14 protein-coding genes are annotated in these 15,999 nt (G+C 64.3%); 10 read left to right on the plus strand and 4 right to left on the minus strand.

The annotated features are described in order from the left end of the window. The first annotated feature begins 245 nt into the window (after window positions 1-245). The 4 genes from NGM28_RS17295 to qhpG are packed head-to-tail and all read left to right on the plus strand — an operon-like array spanning window position 246 to window position 5,863. Entirely contained in the window at window positions 246-2,159 is a 1,914-nt protein-coding gene (locus tag NGM28_RS17295) for a sigma-54-dependent Fis family transcriptional regulator (protein ID WP_252090888.1), read from the plus strand. Window positions 2,160-2,162: 3 nt separating this feature from the next. Beyond that, window positions 2,163-3,890, plus strand: a complete 1,728-nt coding sequence (locus NGM28_RS17300; RefSeq protein ID WP_252090889.1) for an ABC transporter ATP-binding protein — start codon at window positions 2,163-2,165, stop codon at window positions 3,888-3,890. Further along, entirely contained in the window at window positions 3,880-4,551 is a 672-nt protein-coding gene (gene qhpE / locus NGM28_RS17305; RefSeq protein WP_252090890.1) for a subtilisin-like serine protease QhpE, read from the plus strand. The genes NGM28_RS17300 and qhpE overlap by 11 nt, the downstream gene beginning before the upstream one ends. Then, the gene (gene qhpG / locus NGM28_RS17310) at window positions 4,544-5,863 is read left to right on the plus strand and encodes a flavin-dependent monooxygenase QhpG (RefSeq protein ID WP_252090891.1); all 1,320 of its coding nucleotides are present in this window, start codon (window positions 4,544-4,546) and stop codon (window positions 5,861-5,863) included. The genes qhpE and qhpG overlap by 8 nt, the downstream gene beginning before the upstream one ends. A gap of 84 nt (window positions 5,864-5,947) precedes the next feature. Here the strand turns inward: qhpG and NGM28_RS17315 are convergent, their stop codons facing one another. Then, entirely contained in the window at window positions 5,948-6,736 is a 789-nt protein-coding gene (locus NGM28_RS17315; protein ID WP_252090892.1) for a formate/nitrite transporter family protein, read from the minus strand. A gap of 309 nt (window positions 6,737-7,045) precedes the next feature. Here NGM28_RS17315 and NGM28_RS17320 point away from each other — a divergent pair, with 309 nt between their 5' ends. Further along, entirely contained in the window at window positions 7,046-7,984 is a 939-nt protein-coding gene (locus NGM28_RS17320) for a Dyp-type peroxidase (protein WP_252090893.1), read from the plus strand. A 26-nt stretch (window positions 7,985-8,010) separates the two neighbouring features. Here the strand turns inward: NGM28_RS17320 and NGM28_RS17325 are convergent, their stop codons facing one another. Further along, entirely contained in the window at window positions 8,011-8,841 is an 831-nt protein-coding gene (locus NGM28_RS17325) for an alpha/beta fold hydrolase (RefSeq protein WP_252090894.1), read from the minus strand. A gap of 115 nt (window positions 8,842-8,956) precedes the next feature. Between NGM28_RS17325 and NGM28_RS17330 the strand changes: the two genes are divergently transcribed. Then, window positions 8,957-9,391, plus strand: a complete 435-nt coding sequence (locus tag NGM28_RS17330; protein WP_240062831.1) for a MerR family transcriptional regulator — start codon at window positions 8,957-8,959, stop codon at window positions 9,389-9,391. 9 nt (window positions 9,392-9,400) lie between these two features. Here NGM28_RS17330 and NGM28_RS17335 read toward each other — a convergent pair whose 3' ends face one another. Beyond that, a complete protein-coding gene (locus tag NGM28_RS17335) occupies window positions 9,401-10,366 on the minus strand; it encodes an acetoacetate decarboxylase (ADC) (protein WP_502943869.1) in 966 nt (321 codons plus the stop codon). 177 nt (window positions 10,367-10,543) lie between these two features. Between NGM28_RS17335 and NGM28_RS17340 the strand changes: the two genes are divergently transcribed. The 4 genes from NGM28_RS17340 (at window position 10,544) to NGM28_RS17355 (ending at window position 14,631) form a co-directional block, all read left to right on the plus strand. Then, on the plus strand, window positions 10,544-11,233 hold the full coding sequence (locus tag NGM28_RS17340; protein WP_252090895.1) for a type 1 glutamine amidotransferase domain-containing protein: 690 nt from the start codon (window positions 10,544-10,546) through the stop codon (window positions 11,231-11,233). 285 nt (window positions 11,234-11,518) lie between these two features. Further along, a complete protein-coding gene (gene katB / locus NGM28_RS17345; RefSeq protein ID WP_252090896.1) occupies window positions 11,519-13,060 on the plus strand; it encodes a catalase KatB in 1,542 nt (513 codons plus the stop codon). A gap of 144 nt (window positions 13,061-13,204) precedes the next feature. Then, the gene (locus NGM28_RS17350) at window positions 13,205-13,747 is read left to right on the plus strand and encodes an ankyrin repeat domain-containing protein (protein WP_240062834.1); all 543 of its coding nucleotides are present in this window, start codon (window positions 13,205-13,207) and stop codon (window positions 13,745-13,747) included. 74 nt (window positions 13,748-13,821) lie between these two features. Next, window positions 13,822-14,631, plus strand: a complete 810-nt coding sequence (locus NGM28_RS17355) for a DNA-binding protein (RefSeq protein WP_252090897.1) — start codon at window positions 13,822-13,824, stop codon at window positions 14,629-14,631. Between the two features lie 90 nt (window positions 14,632-14,721). Here NGM28_RS17355 and NGM28_RS17360 read toward each other — a convergent pair whose 3' ends face one another. Next, window positions 14,722-15,744, minus strand: coding sequence for an MBL fold metallo-hydrolase (locus tag NGM28_RS17360; RefSeq protein WP_252090898.1), 1,023 nt, complete (start codon window positions 15,742-15,744; stop codon window positions 14,722-14,724). Window positions 15,745-15,999: the final 255 nt, after the last annotated feature.

Raw genomic sequence — 15,999 nt, forward strand, 5'->3', positions numbered from 1 at the left:
CAGCGCCAGCCGAAAGACCGCGTCGTACCAACAAAGCGAACAACCATGGCCTATCGGTCATGGCCACGTTGCAACAAATGTAGGAGCGGATTCATCCGCGATGCGCCGCACGGGCGGCGCTCGATCTTATAGGCGCTACATCTCTCTCGGCATGCACCTGATGACGCCCGAACATTTCTGAAGCACACTGCCAAAAAATCCGATGCCCGTTGCCCGGCCTGACCCGGGCACAACTGGAGCACGCAATGGCGCGACAAACACCCATAACAACCGCCCATGACCCGCTGCACGAATCCCGCCAGGCCCGCCTGCGGCTGGCCAGCGAGGGCGAGCTGCCCTCAGGCGTGCTGCGCGACGAGATCGACGCCTCCTGGCGCCGCAGCCTGGGCCATGGCCTGGACTGCCTGCAGGGCGAGCAGGTGGGCCTGGGCATTCGCCATGGCCTGGACCTGGGTGCGTTGCTCGAACACAACCGCCTGCTGATCGACGCGGTCACCCCGGAACTGGACTACCTGGTCAAGCGCCAGGGCAAGAGTGGCATCGTCATCCTCGGCGACGCCCAGGCCAACGTGCTGGCCATCGAGGGCCAGAAACACGTGCTGGAGCGCGAGGGCCTGCGCGACCTGCACCCCGGCAGTTGCTGGAGCGAGGCGCTGCGCGGCACCAACGCCATCGGCACGGCGGTGGTCGAAGGGCAGCCGACCCTGATCAACTGCGGCGAGCACTACCTCGATCGGCTCAGCCCGTTCTCCTGCACCTCGGTGCCGCTGCGCGACCCGCGCGGCGAGGTGATCGGCGTGCTCGACGTGACCCGTGAAGGGGTGATGGCGCAACCCCAGGACAACCTGTCCACCTTGCTGCTGGCCGCCGGCAATATCGAGAGCCGGCTGTTCGGGCTGTATCACCCCGAGCACCTGGTGCTGGCCTTCCATTGCCGGCCACAGTACCTGGCCAGCGCCTGGCAAGGGCTGCTGGCCTTGAGCCTGGAGGGTGAAGTGCTGGCCGCCAACGACAATGCCTGCCAACTGCTGCAGGTGGCGCGCCCGGCTCTGCTCGGGCGCCGCTGCAGCGACCTGCTGGGCGAGCGCTCGCCAGCCTTCATCGCCCGCCTGTGGCAGGGCGGGACGAGCAGCGTGCAGACCGCCAAGGGCGAGTTCTTCTTCCGTGCACTGCAGTTGCCTCGTCATGGCCAGGTCAACGGCACGACAGTGCACGGCAAACCGCCCACGCCACCGAAAACCCAGGCGCTGGAAGCCCTGGCGGGTGGCGACGCACGCCTGGCCCGGGCCCTGCGCATGGCCCGTCAGGGGCTGGCCAACGGCCTGCCGGTGCTGCTGCTGGGTGAGACCGGCACTGGCAAGGAGGTGGCGGCCCGTGCCCTCCACCAGGCCGGCCCGAGGGCCGACAAACCCTTTGTCGCGGTCAATTGCGCGGCGATTCCAGAAGGCCTGATCGAGTCCGAGCTGTTCGGCTACCGCGAAGGCGCCTTCACCGGTTCGCGCCGCGGCGGCATGGTCGGGCGGCTGATGCAGGCCCATGGCGGCACCTTGTTCCTCGACGAAATCGGCGACATGCCGCTGGCCTTGCAGGCCCGCCTGCTGCGGGTGTTGCAGGAGCGCCGGGTGGCGCCGCTGGGGGCGGGCGACGAACAGGAAATCGACGTGGCGTTGATCTGCGCCACCCACCGCGACCTCAAGCGCCTGGTCAGCGAACAACAGTTCCGCGAAGACCTCTACTACCGCGTCAACGGCGTCTCCCTGCGCCTGCCGGCCCTGCGCGAGCGCGACGACCTGGCGGCGATCATCCAGGGCCTGCTGGACAAGTCCGGCGCCCGGGGCGTGAGCCTGGACACCGCCCTGGCCACATTGCTCGAAGGCTTCGACTGGCCGGGCAATATCCGCCAGTTGGAGATGGTCGTGCGCACCGCGTTGGCCATGCGCGAAGACAACGAGCCGGTGCTGACCCTCGACCACCTCACCGACTGCCTGCTCGACGAACTGGCCAGCGGCACGGCGCCGTCCGGCAGCCTGCGCGACAGCGAACTGGAGCAGATTCGCGGGGCCCTGGCCCGGCACCAGGGCAATGTCTCGGCGGCCGCGCAGACACTGGGAATCAGCCGCGCGACCCTGTATCGCAAGCTCAAGCAATTGCGGGGTTGAGCGATGGGAGGATTGTTCTCGCGCTTGATCGAGTCGAGCGACCCCGCGCTGATGCGCCAGGCGCTGGCCTGGCTGTACGGTTTCGTGCGCCCGCAGGGGCGGGCCATCGGCGTGCTGTTGGCGCTATCCTTCGCAGCATCGTTGCTGGTGCTGGTGCAGCCCTGGCTGGTCAAGACCCTGATCGACGACGGGCTGCTGGCCCGCGACTACCAGACGCTCTGGCACATGGCGGCGATCATGATCGCCGCCGGCCTGCTCGGCACGCTGCTGTCGGGTGTCAACCGCTACCTGCACACCCGGCTGTCCGGGCGCATCCTGTTCGCCCTGCGCGACGACCTGTACCGCCATCTGCAACAACTGTCGCCGACCTTCTACGGCCAGCGTCGCACCGGCGACATCCTCTCGCGGCTGGATGGCGATGTCGCCGAGATCCAGCGTTTCGCCGTGGATTCGCTGTTCGCGGCGGTGTCGGCGGTGATCGGGCTGGTGGGCGCGGTGGCGCTGATGCTGATGCTGTCCTGGCAGCTCTCGCTGCTGCTGGCCTTGCTGATCCCGCTGGAGGTGATGTGGCTGCGCTGGATGCGGCGCAAGGTCGAACGGGAAGTGCGCAGCCTGCGCGAGCGCTCGGCGGATGTCTCGTCGTTCCTGGTCGAGACCCTGCCGGCGATGAAGTTCATCCAGGCGTCCAGCCAGCAACCGCGTGAGGCCGAGCGCCTGGAGGGGCTGGGGCAGGGCTACATGAGCCAGCTGCTCAAGGTGCAGCTCACCGAGTTCTTCACCCAGGCGGTACCCGGGACGCTGACGTCCTGGTGCCGTGCCTGCGCTTTTCTGGTCGGTGGTTGGTGGGTGATCCAGGGCACCTGGCAGTTGGGTGCGCTGATCGCGTTCTCCACTTACCTGGGCATGGCCGTGGGGCCGGTGCAGAGCTTGCTGGGATTGTATGTAGCGGTGCAGCGCATGGCCGTCAGCCTGGGGCGGGTCATGGAACTCAAGCGTGAACCGCTGGCGGTGCGGGAAACCGCCGCGCCGCGGCCTGTCCCCGATGGCCGCGGCGAGCTGCGCCTGGAACGTGTGCGGTTCGCCCACGACCAGCGCCAGGGCGGCGTGCTCCAGGGCGTCGACGTGCGACTGCCGGGGGGCTGCAAAATTGCCATCAGCGGCGCCTCGGGCGTCGGCAAGTCAACCCTGATCGACCTGCTGCAACGGTTCTACGACCCCCAGGAGGGGCGCATCCTGCTCGATGGCGTCGACCTGCGCGAACTTGACCTGCAAGCCCTGCGCCGGCGCATTGCCGTGGTCAGCCAGGATATCGTGCTGTTTCGCGGCACCTTGGCCCATAACCTCGCCTACAGCACCCCGCAGGCCACCCGCGTGCAACTGCAGGAAGTGGTGCGCCTGACCTGTCTGGATAGCCTGGTGGAAAGCCTGCCGCTGGGCCTTGACGGGCTGCTTGGCGAGCGTGGCCAGCAGCTTTCCGGTGGGCAGAAACAGCGTATCGCCATCGCCCGCGCACTGTTGCAACAGCCGGCGATCCTGGTGCTCGACGAGGCCACTTCGGCTGTGGATGAGGCCACCGAACGCGAAGTGATCGCCGCCATCGACCAGCTATTTGCCGGCCGCACGCGAATCCTGATCAGCCACCGTGCCTCGACCTTGGCCGGTGCCGACCTGCACCTGGAACTGCGCGATGGCCTGCTGCTTGCCAAGGAGCCCATCGACAATGTCCCCTGAGCTGCGTATTGGCGTGGTCGACAGCGGTTGCCTGGCGGGGCAGTCGTTGTTTGCTGCGCGACGGTTCTGGCTGGAGGACGGCCTGCTTCAGGAAGGTGAGCCCCAACCGGATGCGCTCGGCCACGGCAGCGCCGTGCTCGAACGCATTCGCGCCGAGGCCGGCGCAGTCCCGCTGATGATGGCGCAGGTCTTTACCCAACAATGGAGCACCAGCGCCCTGCAGGTGGCCGCAGCGCTGCTGTGGCTGGTGGAGGAGGGCGCGAGCGTGATCAACCTGAGCCTGGGGCTGCACCAGGACCGCCCGTTGCTGCGCCAGGCCTGTGCCGCCGCCCAGGCGGCCGGCGTGCTGCTCTGCGCCTCGAGCCCGGCACGGGGCGCGGCGGTGTATCCGGCCAGCTACCCCGGGGTGGTACGGGTGACTGGCGATGCGCGTTGCGCACCTGGCCAATGGTCGTGGCTGGGTACCGCCCAGGCCGACTTCGGCGCCTTTGTCGGTACGGAGGATGGCGCGGGCGCGAGCCAGGCTTGTGCGGCGCTGTCCGGGCGCATCGCGGCGTTGCTGCACGACAGGCCAGGGCTGGACCGCGTCGCGCTGTTTCAATGGCTCAAAGCCCATGCCGCGTTCAGCGGTCCTGAGCACAAGGGCCTGGCGAATGAGTGAACAGCGTATCCTTGTGCTCGGCGCGGGACCTGCCGGCGCGGCGACGGCATTGGGCCTGCGACGCTTGGGCTACCCAGTGACGGTGGTGTCCGACTGGCGTCGCTTCGCCGCGGTCGAAGGCGTTTCGCAACGGGTCCTGGAAGGCTTGCGCCATGCAGGCCTGGGCGCTGCCCTGGCGCAGGCCACCACCCCGGCCGAACGACAGGTGCACTGGAATGGCGAGCAACTGCGGCTGAACCAGGAGTTCCTGCTCGACCGCCAGCGGTTCGACCAGGCCCTGCGTGATGACCTGCACCGTGCGGGCGTCGCGCTGATTGAGGGCCGGGTTCGCGAAGTGCTCGCGGATGATGGCCATCAGGTACGCCTGGATGACGGCCAGATGCTACACGCCGATTTCCTGGTCGAGGCCCGTGGCCGCCAGGCGCCGCTGGCTGACGGGCGGGTGCGCGGCCCGGAGACGGTGAGCCTGCTCAATGCCTGGCAAGCCGCGCCCGGCTTGCCAGCATCGGCGGTGGAAAGCCTGGACGATGGCTGGGCGTGGATGGCGCGCCTGGCCGATGGTCGCTGCTACTGGCAGGTCACCCTGGATGCGGCGACGGCCGCGTTGCCGGGCAAGGCCGCGCTGGCTGACTACTGCACCGAGCGTCGGCGGCGTTCGGCGCTGGTTGCCCAGCTGTTCGATGAGCAGGCCCTGGTGCCGGCCAGCGTTCATGCGCGCAGCAGCACGGCGATCCTGGCGGGCGACTGCTGTGGCAAGGATTGGTTGCGGGTTGGGGATGCGGCGATGGCGGTCGACCCGCTGTCGGGCAACGGGATCTTCCAGTCGCTGTCGTCGGCCTTGCAGGCGCCCGTGGTGATCAACACCTTGCTCCAGCACCCGGAGCACGCCGAGTTGGCGCGGCATTTCCATCAGTCGCGCATCGAGCAGTTGTTCATGCGTTTTGCCAGGATCGGCCGGGATTTCCATGCCCAGGAGCGATCACGGGCAACTGCGCCATTCTGGGCACGGCGCAGTGCATGGCCGGACATGCAGCCGATCCATGCGCCGGTGAACTGGGACAGTGTGCGGGTCGAGTCCCGGCCGGTGTTGCGTGACGCGCTGGTGGAGGAGGCACAGGTGGTAGTGACGGCGGACCAGCCGCTGGGTATCTGGCACCTGCAGGGCGTGGAGTTGGCGCCGCTGGTGCGGGCCGTCAAGGCCGGGCAAAGTGTGGACGACTGCCTGGTTGCCTATTCTGAACAGCAGCGCTCGATGCTCAAGCGCTGGTTGGCCGAGCAAGGCCTCGGCATTGCGGTTGATCACGCCCCGTAGGAGCCGGCTTGCCGGCGAACACCGGCGAGCCGGTGCCAGGCACCGCGTTGCCTGGTTCGCCGGCAAGCCGGCTCCTACAGAGGATCAATTTAGCGCTTGCTGCTCCCGGGCCGGGACGGCGTAGGAGACGTAATAGGCCAGGCCCACGAAGATCGCGCCGCCCACCGCATTGCCCAGGAACACCGCAGCCAGGTTCTGCACCAGTTGGCCCCAGCTCAGGTACCCGGCGAAGATCGCCGCCGGAATCAGGAACATGTTCGCCACCACGTGCTGGAAGCCGATGGCGACGAAGGCCATGATCGGGAACCAGATCCCGAGGATCTTGCCGCTGACTTCGCGGCTGGCGTACGACAACCACACCGCCAGGCACACCAGCCAGTTGCAGCCGATGCCGGAAATGAAGGCATGCAGGAAGTCGGCGCTGACCTTGCTGGTCGCTGCCGCGAGGGTCTTGCTCAGGTAGGGCCCTTCGGCCAGCCCCAGCAGGTGCCCGAAGCAATAGGCCACGAACAGCGCGCCCAGCAGGTTGGCCACGGTCACCAGCAGCCAGTTGCGGGCGACCGCGCCGAGGCGAATGCGCCCGGCGAACATCGCCAGCGGCAGGCTCATCATGTTGCCGGTCAACAGTTCACCGCCCGCCAGGATCACCAGAATCAGGCCGATGGGGAACACCGCGGCACCCAGCAGGTTGCCGAACGACGCCCAGGGTGCCGGGATCATCGTGCTGACGTGAATCGCCAGCAGGAACCCGAGGGAGATGAACGCACCCGCCAGGAAACCCAGGATCAGGGTCGCGCGGGTGGGGAGGTGGGCCTTCTTGGCACCGGCTTCGATGACCAGTTCAGTGATCTGGGAGGGGGCATTGACAGACATTTCAACAACTCGGACGCAGGGACACAGGCACGGCCGATGGGCAGGCCGTGGGTCGTATTTATAGGGGGCAGGAACAGCTCAGGTACGGGCAGGCGGACTTGGCGGTAACTTCAGCAAGCGTCGCTCATTATCTGGGGCAAATTGACGCAGTCAAATCGATAGGCTGGATCGACCGATAGATGTCATCTATGAGGGCATTGTTCGAGGATAAACTGTGCTATACCACACAGGCCGTGATGTTATTCCGCTAGTTGTCTTGCTGGCAATAACACAACTTCACATGAGCCTGTATTAAAAGGTGCGCATTCTATGGACGACAACGCAACAGAGCCCCAGGCGGTCGACAGCCCGATCACCCGTAGCGCGATCTTCCTGGTGGCCACGCTCAACCCCGGCGATGACAACCGTGACCGCGTGCAAGGGCTGTGCGGCGATATCGCCGCCCTGGTGCGTTCCGTGGGCAAGCGCGTGCCGTCGGGTAATCTTTCCTGCGTCATCGGTTTTGCCGACAGGGTATGGGAAGGGCTGTTCGGGCTACCGAGACCTGCTGGACTGCACGGTTTCCGGGAGTTTGGCGAGGGTGAGCGCGTTGCCGTCGCCACACCGGGCGATCTGCTGCTGCACATTCGGGCCGAACACATGGACCTGTGTTTCGAACTGGCGTCACAACTGATCAAGCGCCTGGGATCGGCGGTGACCGTGGTCGATGAGGTTCAGGGTTTCCGTTATTTCGACATGCGCAGCATCATTGGCTTCGTCGATGGCACCGAGAACCCGGGCCCGCGGGAAGTGGAGAAGTTCACCCTGGTCGGTAATGAAGACCCTGAATTTACCGGCGGCAGTTATGTACTGGTGCAGAAGTACCTGCATGACATGGCGGGCTGGGAGAAGTTGTCCACCAACGAGCAGGAACTCATTATCGGCCGTACCAAGTTGTCCGATATCGAGTTGGACGATGGTGTGAAGCCCAGTTGTTCGCACCGTTCGCTGACCACCCTTGAAGAAGACGGCAAGGAGATCAAGATACTGCGCGACAACATGCCATTTGGCCGCCCAGGGGCCGGTGAGTTCGGTACCTACTTCATCGGTTATGCCCGCTCGCCTGCGCCGATCGAGCAGATGCTGGAAAACATGTTCGTCGGTAAGCCACCGGGCAACTACGACCGCCTGCTCGACTACAGCCGGGCGGTCACGGGAGGCCTGTTCTTCGTGCCGTCGGTGGATTTCCTCGAGCGGTTCGGTGAATAGGGCGAGCAGCGCCCGCCCCACGTCTTTCAGCTGCGGATAAACGCCAGCAGGTCGGCGTTGATCACGTCGGCATTGGTGGTGGGCATCCCGTGGGGGAAGCCGGCGTAGGTCTTCAGCGTGCCATTGGGCAACAGTTTGGCGGACAATGGCCCCGAGTTCTCATAAGGCACGATCTGGTCGTCGTCACCGTGCATCACCAGCACCGGGATCGTTACTTTCTTCAGGCTTTCGGTGAAGTCGGTCTGGGAGAAGGCGACGATGCCGTCGTAGTGGGCAATGGCGCAGCCCATCATGCCCTGGCGCCACCAGTTGAGCACCACGCCCGGGTCCGCCTTGGCGCCCGGGCGGTTGTAGCCGTAGAACGGGCCGGCCGGGATGTCGTGGTAGAACTGCGCCCGGTTGGCCTTGAGCTGGGCCTGCAGGCCATCGAACACCGACTTGTCGAGCCCGCCCGGGTTGCTGGCGGTTTTCACCATGATCGGCGGGACGGCGCTGATGATGGCGGCTTTCCTGACCGGGTCCTCGGTGTGCCGGGCGATGTAGTGGATGACTTCGCCGCCGCCGGTCGAGTGCCCCACGTGGATGGCGCCTTGCACGCCCAGGTGCTGTACCACCGCCGCCACATCGTCGGCGTAGTGGTCCATGTCGTGGCCGTTCCACACCTGGCTGGAGCGCCCGTGCCCACGGCGGTCATGGGCGACGACCCGATACCCGTGGGCGAGGAAGAACAGCATCTGCGCATCCCAGTCGTCGGCACTCAACGGCCAGCCGTGGTGGAAGAAGATGACCTGGGCATCGCGGGGGCCCCAGTCTTTGTAGAAGATCTCGACACCTTCTTTGGTCGTGACGTATCCCATTTCGCTTCTCCTGTTCAAGGTCTGCGGACTACACATGTGGTGGGGAGCCACTTGGCCACGCCGCCACTGTAGGATTAAAGTGCGCTTTAAGGTCAACGCGTTTTCAAGGTGCCAGATGAGAATAGGAGAGCTTGCAAAAATTACCGGTCTTGCCCCTTCGCGGATTCGTTTCTACGAAGCCAGCGGGCTGATTCGGACCGTCGGGCGCAAGGCCAATGGCTACCGTGACTACACCGACGATGCCGTCTGGGTACTGGAAATGATCACCAGCGCCCAGGCGGCGGGCTTTTCCCTGGAAGAGATCCGCCAGCTGCTGCCGGTGAACGCCAGCGGCTGGCAGCATGGCGAACTGCTCGACGGGCTCAAGCGCAAGGTCGAGGAGATCGACCTGCTGCAGCAGCGCCTGGCACGTAACAAGGAGCAGTTGCTGCTGGTGATCGACGGTATCGAGAGCAAGCCCGAAGGCATGCAGTGCGTGGACAACACCCAGCGGGTGCTGGACCGCCTGCGCGAGGACATCGCCGCGAGCAAGGCAGGCGGCGGCAATTGACCCGGCGCCTCAGACGCCCTTGCCCGGCAACGCCAGTGGCCTGGGCGCATAGAGCGCGCTCTGGAACGCCGGCACGTACTCGTACTTGACCATCTTGCCCAGGCCCAGCGAGCGGATGTAGGTCGACAGGCTGCCATCGCCCAGTTGCATCTGCACCGCATCCGCGCTCGTGCTGCTGGCATGGCGGGTCTGCCGGGACGTGGCGTAGCCGTAGGTCAGTTGGCCGTCATGGTCGAGGTTGGTGAAGCTATTGGTCACCATGCCGACGTCGTTGGACACATCGTCGAGCTTGTTCGCCTTGAACACCACATCCACCTTGCCGGTCTGGCTGTCGACGATGTCGTAGGTCACCGTGGCAGCGTCTTCATGGCGGTCGATGCCTGTCAGCCATTTCGGCAGGTTGTAGCCGACCACGCCACGCACCCGGGCCAGCTCGGTGTTCACCGGCAGCTTCAGCACATAGCCCCAGAAGTCCTTCGACATCGATTGCCCGATCAAGGTGATGGGGCCGAGGTTCGCCTTGCCCGGTTGGTTGGTGATGATCGACAGGGCGACCTCGTTGTAGCTGTCATTGTCGCAGTAGTCGTAGGTGTAGGCGGTGAACGCCACCAGGCCGCGCCCTGGCCAGACCTGCAGCGGCTGCACCTGCTCCAGCACCTTGGCTGGAATCAGGGCACGCAGGCGCTCGAGGTCGGCGGTGTACACCGCGGTGACCCGGCTGTTGCGGTAATAGAAGTTCGGCGAGTAGGACGCGAAGCCGATATCGACCTGGGTCTTGGGCAAGGTCTTGAACCAGCTCAGGTCCAGCTCCGGTGCCTGCGCCTGGATCACCGACAGGGGCGGGTTGGAGCGGTAGCGGTCGTACAGCCCGCCCTTGAGTACGGGCACCGGGTGGCCGGCGATGTCGATCACCGTGGTGTCGGCTGTGTCCGCCAGTGCGCTGCCCGCGCAGGGCGCCAAGAGCATTCCGGTCATTGCCGCAACAGTTGCAAGTTTCACAGTTCGAGCTCTCCAGGGTTGAATGCGGGACTACCCTAACGTTCAACTCAACTTTAATGTCAAGCGTCGACTCAGCGTGTCGCCATGCGCTTGACCTTGAAGTCGACTTGAAGGCTAACGTGAGGGGTATCGATCACCCGCAGGAATGGCTCCATGACCAAGCGCATCGTGCATGTCGTCACCAACGTCGCCCATTACACCGACCCGAACGAACCGACCGGGCTGTGGCTGGGAGAGCTCACCCATGCCTGGCACGTGTTCGCGGCCAAGGGCTATGAACAACGCCTGGTCAGCCCGAAAGGCGGCAAATCGCCGCTGGAACCGCGCTCGCTGAAATGGCCATTGCTCGATGGCACGGGCAAGGCCTGGTTGAACGACCCGGCCAGCATGGCGTTGCTGGACCACACTGCCAGGCCTGAAGACCTGTTGGCGGCCGACTTCGATGCCATCTACTTCACCGGTGGCCATGCCGTGATGTGGGACTTTCCGGACGATCCGGGCCTGCAGCGCCTGACCCGCGAGATCTACGAACAGGGTGGCGTCGTTGCCTCGGTGTGCCATGGCTACTGTGGCTTGCTCAATACGCGATTGTCCGATGGCAGCCTGCTGGTGAAGGGGCGGCGCCTGACCGGCTATGCCTGGATCGAGGAACTGCTGGCAGGTGTCGCGGGCAAGGTGCCCTACAACGCCGAGGCGTTGATGCGCGAGCGCGGCGCACGCTACGAGAAGGCGCTGTTGCCGTTTACCTCCAAGGTGGTGGTGGACGGGCGTCTGGTCACTGGGCAGAACCCACAGTCGGCCAAGGCCACAGCGCGGCAGGTGGCGGCGATGCTTCGAGGGTAGGGCGCCGCTGGCGCGCCGCATCGCGGATGAATCCGCTCCTACAGACGACGCAACTTCACTGTAGGAGCGGATTCATCCGCGATGCGCCGCACGGCGGCGCTCGATTTCAACCACGCTACATTTCTCTCGCCGAACGCCCTGCACATATATCCGAAACGAATATACATAGCCATAAAAGTTACCAATCGAACTGATACGGAGTATCAATTTAGCGATCACGACCCACTTCCTTACCCTCTGCCAGGCGCACCAAAGACGCCTGATAGAGCCATTAGGAGTAGCTTCATGATCCCTTCTCTCAAACTGTTCCAACCCGGCCGCCTGCTGGTAGCGGCCAGCCTCGCCGCCAGCCTGCTGTCGATGTCCGTACAGGCCGCCACCCTGACTCGCGACAATGGCGCCCCGGTGGGCGACAACCAGAACTCGCAGACTGCCGGCCCCAACGGCGCGGTCCTGCTGCAAGACGTGCAACTGCTGCAAAAGCTGCAGCGCTTCGACCGCGAGCGCATCCCCGAGCGCGTGGTGCATGCCCGTGGCACCGGTGCCCACGGCCAGTTCACCGCCAGCGCCGACATCAGCGACCTGAGCATGGCCAAGGTATTCCGCCCTGGCGAGAAGACCCCGGTGTTCGTGCGCTTCTCCTCGGTGGTGCACGGCAACCATTCCCCCGAGACCCTGCGCGACCCGCGCGGCTTCGCCACCAAGTTCTACACCGCGGACGGCAACTGGGACCTGGTCGGCAACAACTTCCCGACCTTCTTCATCCGTGACGCGATCAAGTTCCCGGACATGGTCCACGCCTTCAAGCCCGACCCGCGCAGCAACCTCGACGACGACTCACGCCGCTTCGACTTCTTCTCCCATGTGCCCGAGGCCACCCGCACCCTGACCCTGCTGTATTCCAACGAAGGCACCCCGGCCAGCTACCGCGAGATGGACGGCAACAGCGTGCACGCCTACAAGCTGGTCAACGCCAAGGGCGAAACGCACTACGTGAAGTTCCACTGGAAGAGCCTGCAAGGGCAGAAGAACCTCGACCCGAAACAGGTCGAGCAAGTCCAGGGCCGTGACTACAGCCACATGACCCACGACCTGGTCAGCGCGATCGGCAAGGGCAACTTCCCGAAATGGGACCTGTACATCCAGGTACTCAAGCCTGAAGAACTGGCGAAGTTCGACTTCGATCCACTAGACGCCACCAAGATCTGGCCCGGCGTGCCCGAGCGCAAGGTCGGCCAGATGGTGCTCGACCGCAACGTCGACAACTTCTTCCAGGAGACCGAACAGGTCGCCATGGCACCGTCGAACCTGGTGCCGGGCATCGAGCCGTCCGAGGACCGCCTGCTGCAAGGCCGCCTGTTCGCCTACGCCGACACCCAGATGTACCGGATCGGCGCCAATGGCCTGGGCCTGCCGGTCAACCGCCCGCGCGCCGAGGTCAACAGCATCAACCAGGATGGTGCGATGAACACCGGCCACACCGACAGTGGCGTGAACTACCAGCCGAGTCGTCGCCAGCCGCGGGATGAGCAGGCCAGCGCCCGCTACGTCGCGACCCCGCTCAGTGGTAGCACCCAGCAGGCGAAGATCCAGCGCGAGCAGAACTTCAAGCAGACCGGCGAGCTGTTCCGCTCCTACGGCAAGAAGGACCAGACCGACCTGATCAACAGCCTGGGCGCCGCGCTGGCGACTGCGGACGAGGAGGCCCGCTACATCATGCTGTCGTTCTTCTACAAGGCCGACAGCAATTACGGCACGGGCCTGGCCAAGGTGGCCAAGGCCGACCTGAAGCGGGTCCAGCAGTTGGCGGCGAAGCTGCAGGACTGATGACTCACGAGCGGGCCTTCGGGCCCGCTTCCAGCCTCTGTAGGAGCGGCTTCAGCCGCGATGCAGGCGACGCGGTGCCTGATACCCGCTTCGCGGCTGAAGCCGCTCCTACAACGGTCGCGCTAAATATTGGAGGAGGCCACCATGCGGGCATGGTTTCTTGCGGCACTTGTCGCGCTGACGACGATGACTGCTCAGGCCGATGCGCAGGGCTTTGCCATTGAGCAGCGCTTGCACGACTACTTTTTCGACGCGTCGCGACGCGGCGACCAGGCCATGCTGCGGACATTCATCGAAGCCGGGTTCGACCTGAACGTGCGTGATGCGAAGGGCTACACCGGCCTGATCCTGGCGGCCTATCACGGCCAGGGCGAAACCGTTGAGCAACTGTTGGCGGCAGGTGCCGACCCTTGCGTGCAGGACCTGCGCGGCAACACGGCACTGATGGGGGCCATCTTCAAGGGCGAGGTGCGTATCGCTCGACGCCTGATCGATGCCCCCTGCAGCCCCGACCAGCACAATGCCTCCGGGCAGACGGCGGCGATGTACGCCGCACTGTTCCAGCGCACCGAGGTGCTGCAGGCCCTGGAGGCGCGAGGCGCCGACCTCGACGCGCGGGATGCCATGGGCAACACGGTAGATAGCCTGCAACGAGGCGAGGTGAAGGGTATGCCTGCGGCACCTTGAAATCCCTTCGATACAGGTGCAGAATTCGCGTAATTGCATGGTACGTACCATGGTATGAAATGTCAGGAGCCAACATGGCCAGGACCGGAATCGACAAGGCTGCAGTACAGCGTGCGCGGCAGTTGTTGATTGCCCGGGGCGAGCATCCAAGTATCGATGCTGTACGTATCGAATTGGGCAACACCGGCTCGAAAACCACGATTCATCGTTATCTGAAAGAGCTGGAGCCAGTGAGCCTCAGCGGCATGGCCAGCCTCAGCGAACCGCTGGGCAAGTTGGTGGAGCAACTGGCGGCACAGCTGCAGGAGGAGGGGCAGGCACGCATCGATGCCGCCCAGGCCGAGCTGGACAACCAACGCCGGGAACTGGCGTCGCAACTGCAGTTGGCCCGCCAGGCCTTGGGTGAATTGCAGGTGCGCCTGACGGACAAGGAACAACAGGTCCACTCATTGGAAGCAAAGCACCGCCAGGCCCATGAAGACATCGAGCATTTGCGTGCCAGCAACCGAGAGCAACGCGAACAGGACCAGCGCCGCCATGAGACCCAGGTTCGCCAGTTGCAGGGGCAGTTGCAGACCGTCCAATTGGGCATGACTGCTCGCCAGGAAGAGCTGACTCGCCTGCACCGTGACAACGAGCGACTGCAAGCCGAGCAGCGGCAGGCACAATCCGAGCGCAAGGTGATGAGTGAGCAACTGGAACAGCGCGACGCCCAGGTGCAGGGCTTGCGCGCCATCCTTGCCCAGGCTCAGGGCGCCAGCGAAGAGATGCGCCGGCAACTGGACGCTCAGACGCTTCGCCTGGAGGCCGAACGCGAAATCAGTGCTGAACAGGGTAGGCAACTGGTTGGCCTGGCAGCCGAACTGGCGAACCAGCGAGCGTAATAGAGCAGTGAAACCCTGCGCCGAGATGTTGCCATGGCTCCCTCTCGTGACGTTGGTCGCCTCGGTGTTGTAGCTATCCAGAGGGTTCGCTTAGTTGGGCGTTGGCAGCGGCCACTCGGAAAGCGGTTTTGGTACCACCACTTCGGCGTCAGGCAGGGCGGCTTTTATGCGCTCGACCATAGGCTTCGGGTTCTGCAAGGGTATTGTGCGAGGGGGCCTTTCAAGATCGTTGCCAAAGAAGTTCTCCCAATGGCCCACCAAGACCAGTCGCGGCTTGGTAACCCTCAACAAACCGTCGGGGTAATACGACACTTGCGTCCAGTCGCCGGCACACAGGATTTCTATATCGACCGCCTTGCTGTCGGCAATGACGGGCGGAAATCCGAAGGGTGGTTCGGCAGCACTGTCCTGGTAGTGAATGCGGTATACCGGTTTGCCGTCATCACCCAGCAAATCGATCAGCCAGGCCAGCGTGTGGTGACCAAGCTTCCAGTCCAGGACGCCACCCGGTAGCGCATCCAGGTCATGGTCGTAGGCGCCGGGGATCAAGTTCACTCGAAAGATGTGGCCCGCGTGCATGCTGTTGAGCGGCATGGCGCGGATTTTACCGGTGGGGCGATTGCCTTCCAGATCAGTTGAATTGCCATCCCTGACTTTCATTACTTTCCCGACACTGGCAGGTTGCGAGTAGAACCAGGTGCCTCTGTAGCTGGGGTCCTTTTGATAGGCGATATCTGCTCTTTCTGGTTCAACGATGCGCGCCCTGGGGATTGCCACTTGCAGGATGTGCCCCACGGTTTCGGAACCGTAGACTGTGGCCTTGGGCGTATGCACCTGCATCACGCGTATCACGTCAAGGAGGTGATCGTAATGAGCGTGCCCCACCAGCAACATCGTCACATCCTCGGCATGAAGAGGCGCCATGTACTTGTCGATTTTCGCGTCATCGGCGTGCACCCCCAATGGCGGAACCCCTCGAAGCCCTAGCGTGGCAGGATTGCTGAAAGAAGGGGCGAGCAGCAACCCTTCACCTCTCCAATGCACCAGCCAACCCCCCACCCCGAGGTATTCAATTTTCGGCTCAGCCAGCCCATGCCGATCACTGACCTCCATGTGAATGTCCTCAGGGGCATGGGTGCAGCCGGCAAGCATTATCAGCAACGCAACTGCTACGGTAATTCGCATGAAATCACCGAACTTGTCATGTTGGGCTCCCAACGGGCCAGAACGCCTGTGCTCTTTGGTCAGGGAGGCGCAGGCTTTGCCAGCCCTTGGTGTGATGAAGCGTTCGGTTGGCGGGGTCGTACGCTAACGGTGTCATGGCACCCCTTATTACAAAGCGATACTGCCTTGGGTGTGGGGCGGGCC

Source organism: Pseudomonas sp. MWU13-3659 (genome assembly GCF_023757525.1).
Taxonomy (GTDB): domain Bacteria; phylum Pseudomonadota; class Gammaproteobacteria; order Pseudomonadales; family Pseudomonadaceae; genus Aquipseudomonas; species Aquipseudomonas entomophila_E.

Coding starts and splice junctions, on each gene's coding strand:
- NGM28_RS17360 (WP_252090898.1), bottom strand. CDS start 15,744: ATGGAGGTCAGTGATCGGCATGGGCTGGCTGAGCCGAAAATTGAATAC.
- NGM28_RS17330 (WP_240062831.1), top strand. CDS start 8,957: ATGAGAATAGGAGAGCTTGCAAAAATTACCGGTCTTGCCCCTTCGCGG.
- NGM28_RS17300 (WP_252090889.1), top strand. CDS start 2,163: ATGGGAGGATTGTTCTCGCGCTTGATCGAGTCGAGCGACCCCGCGCTG.
- NGM28_RS17325 (WP_252090894.1), bottom strand. CDS start 8,841: ATGGGATACGTCACGACCAAAGAAGGTGTCGAGATCTTCTACAAAGAC.
- NGM28_RS17335 (WP_502943869.1), bottom strand. CDS start 10,366: ATGACCGGAATGCTCTTGGCGCCCTGCGCGGGCAGCGCACTGGCGGAC.
- NGM28_RS17355 (WP_252090897.1), top strand. CDS start 13,822: ATGGCCAGGACCGGAATCGACAAGGCTGCAGTACAGCGTGCGCGGCAG.
- qhpE (WP_252090890.1), top strand. CDS start 3,880: ATGTCCCCTGAGCTGCGTATTGGCGTGGTCGACAGCGGTTGCCTGGCG.
- NGM28_RS17315 (WP_252090892.1), bottom strand. CDS start 6,736: ATGTCTGTCAATGCCCCCTCCCAGATCACTGAACTGGTCATCGAAGCC.
- katB (WP_252090896.1), top strand. CDS start 11,519: ATGATCCCTTCTCTCAAACTGTTCCAACCCGGCCGCCTGCTGGTAGCG.
- NGM28_RS17320 (WP_252090893.1), top strand. CDS start 7,046: ATGGACGACAACGCAACAGAGCCCCAGGCGGTCGACAGCCCGATCACC.
- NGM28_RS17350 (WP_240062834.1), top strand. CDS start 13,205: ATGCGGGCATGGTTTCTTGCGGCACTTGTCGCGCTGACGACGATGACT.
- qhpG (WP_252090891.1), top strand. CDS start 4,544: ATGAGTGAACAGCGTATCCTTGTGCTCGGCGCGGGACCTGCCGGCGCG.
- NGM28_RS17340 (WP_252090895.1), top strand. CDS start 10,544: ATGACCAAGCGCATCGTGCATGTCGTCACCAACGTCGCCCATTACACC.
- NGM28_RS17295 (WP_252090888.1), top strand. CDS start 246: ATGGCGCGACAAACACCCATAACAACCGCCCATGACCCGCTGCACGAA.